This window comes from Deltaproteobacteria bacterium (genome assembly GCA_020848745.1).
Lineage (GTDB): Bacteria > Desulfobacterota > Binatia > UTPRO1 > UTPRO1 > UTPRO1.
Window position 1 is genome coordinate 1 of the sequence record JADLHM010000029.1, and the last position, 6543, is coordinate 6543.

Genomic DNA, 6543 nt, shown 5'->3' on the forward strand with positions numbered 1-6543 from the left:
AGGTGACAGCTACCGCCTGCGGGAAGCGGAACAGGCGCTCAAGAAGAAGCCGGTGCCCAAAGCTCGGCCGCCAAAAGCGTGATCGACGTGCGGTCCATTTTTCCGCGCTTCGTCAGGTCCGCCAACAGCTCTCGGCGGACGGGCGGTTCGTGGCGTTCGAAAGCGGTGCCACGAATCTCCTCGGGCCCGGCGGCGACACGAACGCTACGACGGACATCTTCGTCCACGACCGGCAGACGGAAGGGACTGCGCGGGTGAGCGTCGGGCCGGGCGCGCTGCAGGCTGACTTCCAGTCGTGGGACCCTAGTATCTCGGCGGATGGGCGGTTCGTGGCGTTCGTTAGCGACGCCGGGAATTTGCCCGGTGGCTTTTTCGGTCTGATCAACATCTTCGTCCATGACCGACAGACGGGGGAAACGGGGCGGGTGAGCGCCGGACCAGGCGGGCTGCAGCCCGATGGCGACAGTTGGATAAACACCCCTCCGATCTCGGCGGATGGGCGGTTCGTGGCGTTCGTCAGCGAAGCCGGAAATCTCCTCGGGCCGGGCGGCGACACGAACACTAGGTCCGACGTATTCGTCTACGAGCGGCAAACGGGGGTGACGGAGCGGGTGAGCGTTGGGCCGGGCGGTCTACAAGCTGACAGCTCTTCGGGACCCCCCGGGATCTCGGCGGATGGGCGGTTCGTAGCGCTCGACAGCAATGCCACGAATCTCCTCGGGCCCGGTGGCGACACGAACGGGGTGCAGGACGTCTTTGTCCGCGGCCCCGACCCCGCCGACCCGCTGGGTATCGATTCGCTCTTGTTCACCAATGGCGTGCTCAGCGACACCGTGCTGGAAGCAGTGGATGCCACCCTAGGGACAGTGGCAACGCTCTGCCCGGCCGATGCGGTGACGGTCGCTGCCGGCAGCGCCGCGTTCCTCCGCCCAGAGACGCCGGCCGGCTTGCCGACGACGCCCGCCTGCCCGAAGGGCTCGTTGAACGCCGATGTCGATACCAGCGACAACATCGTGCAGCTCTGGCCGGGGAGCGGCAGCGTGCAGAACCTGCATTGCGCCGCGACGGCCGTCACGATGTCGTCGATCTGGGTCGGCACGCTGGTTTCCGAAGCCGGCGAGCAAACCGACCTGAACGGTGATCTCGACCAGAGCGATACGGTCGTCGCAGTCCAGCGGGTGGCAGGACCCTACGGCTCCACATGCACGGGGGGCGGCAGCTCGTGGGTGCACACTTATCAGGCGGCGGACACGCTGACTGTGTCGGGCTCGACCGCCGTCTTCCTCACCCCCGAAGCCGCTCAAAGCACAAGCCGGTTGAACAGCGACCGCGACACGCTCGACCGCGTGCTGCAGGTTTACGCGCTCGACGCCGGCGCCAACACGGCCACTCCGTCGTCCTGTGCGGCCGGACCTACCACGTCGTGCACGCCGGGCGTGCGCCAAGCCGCCGAAGACTTCGTCGTCGGCGAGCAGGCCCCGAGCACCTGCGGCACCGTGCACTTGGTTGCGTTCCGCACGCGTGAAGCGTCGCAGGGCGATACCAGCTTGAACGCGATCAGCAACGGCGTCTCGACCGGCGACACCGATACCGCCGACGACGTCCTGCAAGTCTACGACGCCGTGTCCGGCACGCTGGTGAACACCGGCCAAGCGGTCACACCATGCGCACTCGCGGCGTGTGATCCACGGCAGCCGTACCAGGTGAGCGGCAGCACAGTAAAGTTCCTCACCTTCGAGCCCAATCAGGGCGACACGCTCCGGGGAGGCTTGGATTTGAACCACGACGGCAACAACACCGAGTTGATCCTGCAGAGCTTCGACTTCTGCACCGGCCGGGTGACGGTGCTCGGCGCCGTGGCAGCGCAGGGTGCGCAGAATCCGCTCGACGTGTCCGACGATAGCCACGCGTTCTTCAGCCCCGCCGGACGGTGCGATCTCGGCCTCACGTGCGACCCGAGCAACGACCTGTGCGAGGCCGGCGCGGTGTGCGAGGACGACACCTGTGTTCTGGAGACCGAGAGGTGTGCGAAGCACATCAGCCTCCCCTGTGAGAGCGATACCGACTGCCGGCGCTGTACCCTTCGCCAGCCGGCGAGTTGCCTCACTGACGCCGACTGTCCGGTGGACTCGACCTGTAAGGCCCAACTGATTGTAGTCACCACCAGTGCCGCCGACTCCGACGACGACGGCGTTCCGGACGCGCAAGACAACTGCCCCACGGTGTCGAACACTGGGCAGGCGGATACCGATGGCGATGACGTTGGCGACGCCTGTGACCTGCTGCAGACGGCGGTGCTCCTCGGGGGCAACACGCTCGTCGTCCAGGACAGCGCCGGCATTTCTGGAAAACGAAAGCTGGTCGTCGTCTCAAAGGATCCCGCTGTCTTGGGCGCCGTCTTCGGAAGTAGCGCCGATCCGACGCTTGGCGGTGCGACGCTGGTACTCAGCAATCCTGTCACGACGGAAAGCGTCTCGTTTTCCCTACCGGCCAACGGATGGCGGGCACTCGGTCACCCCGCCGGGGCCGGAGGTTACAAATATAAGGATGCCGCCCTTGCTGCCGGGCCGTGCAAGACGGTTACGCTCGAGGCCGGGAGGCTGCTCAAGGCGATCTGCCAGGGTGCGCAAATCAGCTTTTCGCTCGATGAGTCGGCGCAGGGTAGCCTGCTGCTGCGCTTCCGTACCGGCGTAGGCGGCCTCCCGCAATGCATGGCGTTCGGCGGCACTGTCACCCGGGACACGCCAGCCGCCGCTGGGAAGGCGGGGCAATTCAAGGCCAAAAACGCTCCCCGACCGCTGTCGTGTCCGATCCCCTGACGCATCGACGAGTCGGGCGAAGACTACCTCTACCCTGCCAGACTCTTCGTTGCCGTCGAGCTCATGAGCGCCGCCAAACGCGCGGTCGCGGGCACCCTACGGCGGCGATCCGCCGCCTGACGAAAAGCATCGCTCATCGTCGATCGCTCGGCTGCCCTTCTTCCGGCGTCGCGAGCGGCGCCAGGCTCGAATCACCCCTTCTCTGCAATCTGACTTGACAGATCCGGACGCTTCGCCTATTCTTCGCCTCACTCGTAGTGAGACGTTGGCGCTAACGTTTTCGTATCAGGTTAACCGAACCCAACTGCGATGATCGGCTCGACCGACCGACACCGACCGCGACGATTCTTCGGCCTCCGCGGGGTGGTGCGTTCGCTGCGGCGCACTCCTGGCACCCCTGACGCCGATGCTGCCCGGCGGGCGCGGCCGGCTGGACCGGGCCGGCAACCGTCGACCGACGCCGACCGTGCGCTGCAATCGGAGCGCGCGCGTTTCGCGGCGCGCCTCGACGGGGAGCTCCGGCTCGCATGCCGGAGCGAAGCGACGCTGCGGCGCGAGCTCGGGGAGGCCGCCCGGGCGTTCGCGCATCGCCGGGCGTACCGTCGGATCGGTTTCGTGCGGCTCAGCGACTACGCGCGCGAGCGCCTCGGCGTGTCGGCGCGGACGCTGCAAAGCGCGGCCTGGCTCGCGACGCGCCTCGACGCGCTCCCCGCCGTCGCGCGCGCCTACGATCGATCGGAGCTCTCGTGGACGCAGGCGCGCGCGATCTGCAAGGTCGCCGTCTCCGCGGACGAGCACGAATGGTTGGCGCTTGCGCGCCGCTCGACCGTCGAGACGCTGGAACGACTCGTCGCGCGCGCTCGCCAGCCAGACGAGGTGCCGCCGGATCCCGAGGGCGACCCGAACGACGTCGACGGCGAGCCGGCGGTCCGCTGGCGTTTCGCGTGCCCGGCTCGCGTCCGCGCGCTCTGGCGTCGCGCTCTCGAGCTCGCCTCGCGCGTCGCGGGCGAGCCATTGGCGGAGTGGCGCGCCGCCGAGATCGTCGCGGCCGAGGGCTGGTCCGGTCGGCCGCCCGGCACGTCGGTCGGCGATCGGGTATTGATCGAAGCCGTCCGCCTGGCGCGGCGCGCTCGGCGTGACGCGCGCCACGCGGGCGATTCGACATCGGCTCGCGCCGACACCGGCCGTTCCGCCGTCGATACCGTGACGGGGCCGTTCGCAAAGGACTCCGTCGTCGACACGCCCTCGACTCGAACGTCGTTCCCGAAGCTGCTGGCATCCGACCAGGCGATACCCGCCGATCCAGTTGTTCCCGCAGACCAACCGATGCCCGCGGACCCGACGGCCCCGGCGGACCCGCCAGCACCCTCCGACCCGTTCGCGCTCGACGCGCGCCTCGTCGAAGCGATGCGCGTCCTCCGCACGATCGAGCCGCGGATCGGGCGCTTGCTGCGCGTCGTCGTCGATCAGCGCATCTATAGGTCGTTCGGTCACCCGACGTTCGCCGACTACGTACGCGAGCGGCTCGGCATCTCGGCCCGCAAAGCGTGGGCCCTCCTCTCGATCGAGAAGGCGACCCTCCGGAGCGCCGAGCTCGATCGTGCTTACCGCGACGGTCGCCTCTCGTGGGTACGCGCGGTGTCCCTGCTGCCGGTGCTCGATCGGCAGAACGCGGCGGCGTGGATCGTGCGCGCCGAGACCGTCACCGTCCGTCGCCTGACCGACGAGGTCGAGTGGGTGCTCGCCTCGCGTGACGTGTTCGGCCCGAGCTTTTCACTCGCACCCCCTCCAATCGACAGGCCATTGCCATCGCCGTTTCGCGCCACGTCGCCGGAGCAGTGCCGCGATTTGTCACCGGCGGCGCGAGTGCAAATCCGTGCGCCCGGCGTGCAGCCGACCGCAGCTGTCGCCGAGTGCCAATCCGTGTCCACGCAGCAGCCGGCGTTGGAAGTCTGCGACGCCGAGATCCGGTTCACGGGTCCGATAACCGTCGTAGCGTTGCTTCGCGACGTCCTCGATGCGTTCGCTGACCCCGCGGAGCCGCGCTGGACGGCGCTCGAACGCTCGTTGCGTCACGTCATCACGCATTGGGAGAGCACGCCGCGCCATCACGATCCGGTCTTCGATCGTGACGGCTGGCGCTGCACGGTGCCGGCGTGCAGCTCGCGGCGGCATCTGCACGACCATCACATCCGCTTCCGCTCCCGCGGCGGCGACAATCTGCGCTCCAATCGCACCACCGTCTGCGCGGCCCATCATCTGCACGGCCTACACGACGGCTCGATCCAGGCGTCCGGGCCGGCTCCGCACGCGATCGAATGGCAGCTCGGCGTGCGCCCGGGGGCGCCACCGTTTCTCACCTTCGTGGGCGACCGCTACCGTTTGCCCGCGCCACGTGACGCGGCAGCGGCGCTGCCGTGAGCGCCCGGGGTCATCCGAGCAGCCCTGATCGGGTCCGCCATCTCGCCGTCGATCTCGACCCACCGCGCATCGCGCCGATCGGTTTTGATCTTGCGACTGCGCGTCGCGTACATCGGCGCGAAGTTCGGATCGGCCACGATCACCTCGTGCCCGAGCGCCTCGAGACACCGCGCGACCCACTCACTCTCGGTCGACGCCTCGAGGAGGATGCGGGCCCGGGCGCATCCACCCAGATGCTTCGCGAACGCCTCGCGCGTCGTCGGGATCCGCCGCTCGCCACACGCGCCGTCCTCCGTCCGGATGCAGACCTGACTTGCGACCTTGTGCACATCGATGCCAATCTTCTCCATGGCTGGCCTCCACTTGCGGCAATGACCGCGTCTATTGGTTGTGGGGCACTATGCCACCACGTGGTGGTGGCCAGCCGCTTCATCCCATCTATCACCCCGCGTTGACAACATTCGCCCGCAGGCTCCATCATGCCGGCCATGACCATCTCCCTGACCCGCGAGCTCGAGCTACTCGTGGAGAAGAAGATCAAGAGTGGCCTGTACCCAACAGCCCGTGAGGTCATCCGCGAAGGTCTTCGGCTGCTGGACGAGCGCGACCGCCTGTACGAGGCTCGGCTCGGGGATCTCCAGAAGGAGATCCGAAAGGGTTTCGCCAGCGGGCGCGCCACCGCCTTCAAACCCGAGGCGCTGAAGAAGAAGGTGCGTAGCACCCTCACCCGCCGACGCACGGCGGGATGAGCCGCGTCACCAAGCGACCTGAGGCCGAAGCCGACCTCCTCGAGATCGCCGTCTACATCGCCCAGGACGACCTGGCAGCGAGCGATCGCTTCATCGACGCCGTCGCGGAGAAGCTCGATTTCCTCGCTCGCCACCCGACGATGGGTCGTTTGCGCCCTGAGCTCGCTCCGAATCTCCGCAGCTTTCCCATCGGGCAGTACGTGATCTTCTATCGACCGACCCGAAACGGCATTGACGTCGTCCGCGTTCTGAGCGGCGCCCGCGACATTCCCGCACTCTTCTAGAGAGCGCCTCACGACGCGCCCTCCCCCGCCCTCACCCGACCGGGAACCGTTCCCGCTTTCAGGATCGGTTTCGCGTTTTTTCGAACGATCTTGAGCAGCGTCATCGACGAGGTCATCGTCCGTCGATGTCGAGTAGGCAGCTAACCCTGATGTGACAGAAAATCTGACGAGTCCGAGCGGTGCGGGGCACTGAGAAGGCCCTTCATTGTGGTAGAGCGGGTGTTGCGAGCATCCAACATCCACCACAACGAAAGGCCATTCCCAATGCGA

5 protein-coding genes are annotated in these 6543 nt (G+C 67.5%); 4 read left to right on the forward strand and 1 reads right to left on the reverse strand.

Features of this window, described 5'->3' with window-relative positions:
* Window positions 1–149 precede the first annotated feature (149 nt).
* Both IT293_04310 and IT293_04315 read left to right on the forward strand, forming a co-directional pair.
* On the forward strand, window positions 150–2819 hold the full coding sequence (locus IT293_04310) for a hypothetical protein (GenBank protein ID MCC6763867.1): 2670 nt from the start codon (window positions 150–152) through the stop codon (window positions 2817–2819).
* A gap of 615 nt (window positions 2820–3434) precedes the next feature.
* Window positions 3435–5240, forward strand: a complete 1806-nt coding sequence (locus IT293_04315) for an HNH endonuclease (protein MCC6763868.1) — start codon at window positions 3435–3437, stop codon at window positions 5238–5240.
* On the opposite strand, the gene IT293_04320 is transcribed toward IT293_04315, so the two are convergent.
* Window positions 5195–5590: a transposase gene (locus IT293_04320; protein MCC6763869.1), complete on the reverse strand. Its 396-nt coding sequence runs from the start codon at window positions 5588–5590 to the stop codon at window positions 5195–5197. The two genes, IT293_04315 and IT293_04320, sit on opposite strands and share 46 nt — an antisense overlap.
* Window positions 5591–5728: 138 nt before the next feature.
* On the opposite strand from IT293_04320, the gene IT293_04325 reads away from it, so the two are divergent.
* Window positions 5729–5989, forward strand: a complete 261-nt coding sequence (locus IT293_04325) for a type II toxin-antitoxin system ParD family antitoxin (protein ID MCC6763870.1) — start codon at window positions 5729–5731, stop codon at window positions 5987–5989.
* Window positions 5986–6273 (forward strand): type II toxin-antitoxin system RelE/ParE family toxin, encoded by a 288-nt coding sequence (locus tag IT293_04330; protein MCC6763871.1) that lies wholly within the window; start codon window positions 5986–5988, stop codon window positions 6271–6273. The genes IT293_04325 and IT293_04330 overlap by 4 nt, the downstream gene beginning before the upstream one ends.
* Window positions 6274–6543: the final 270 nt, after the last annotated feature.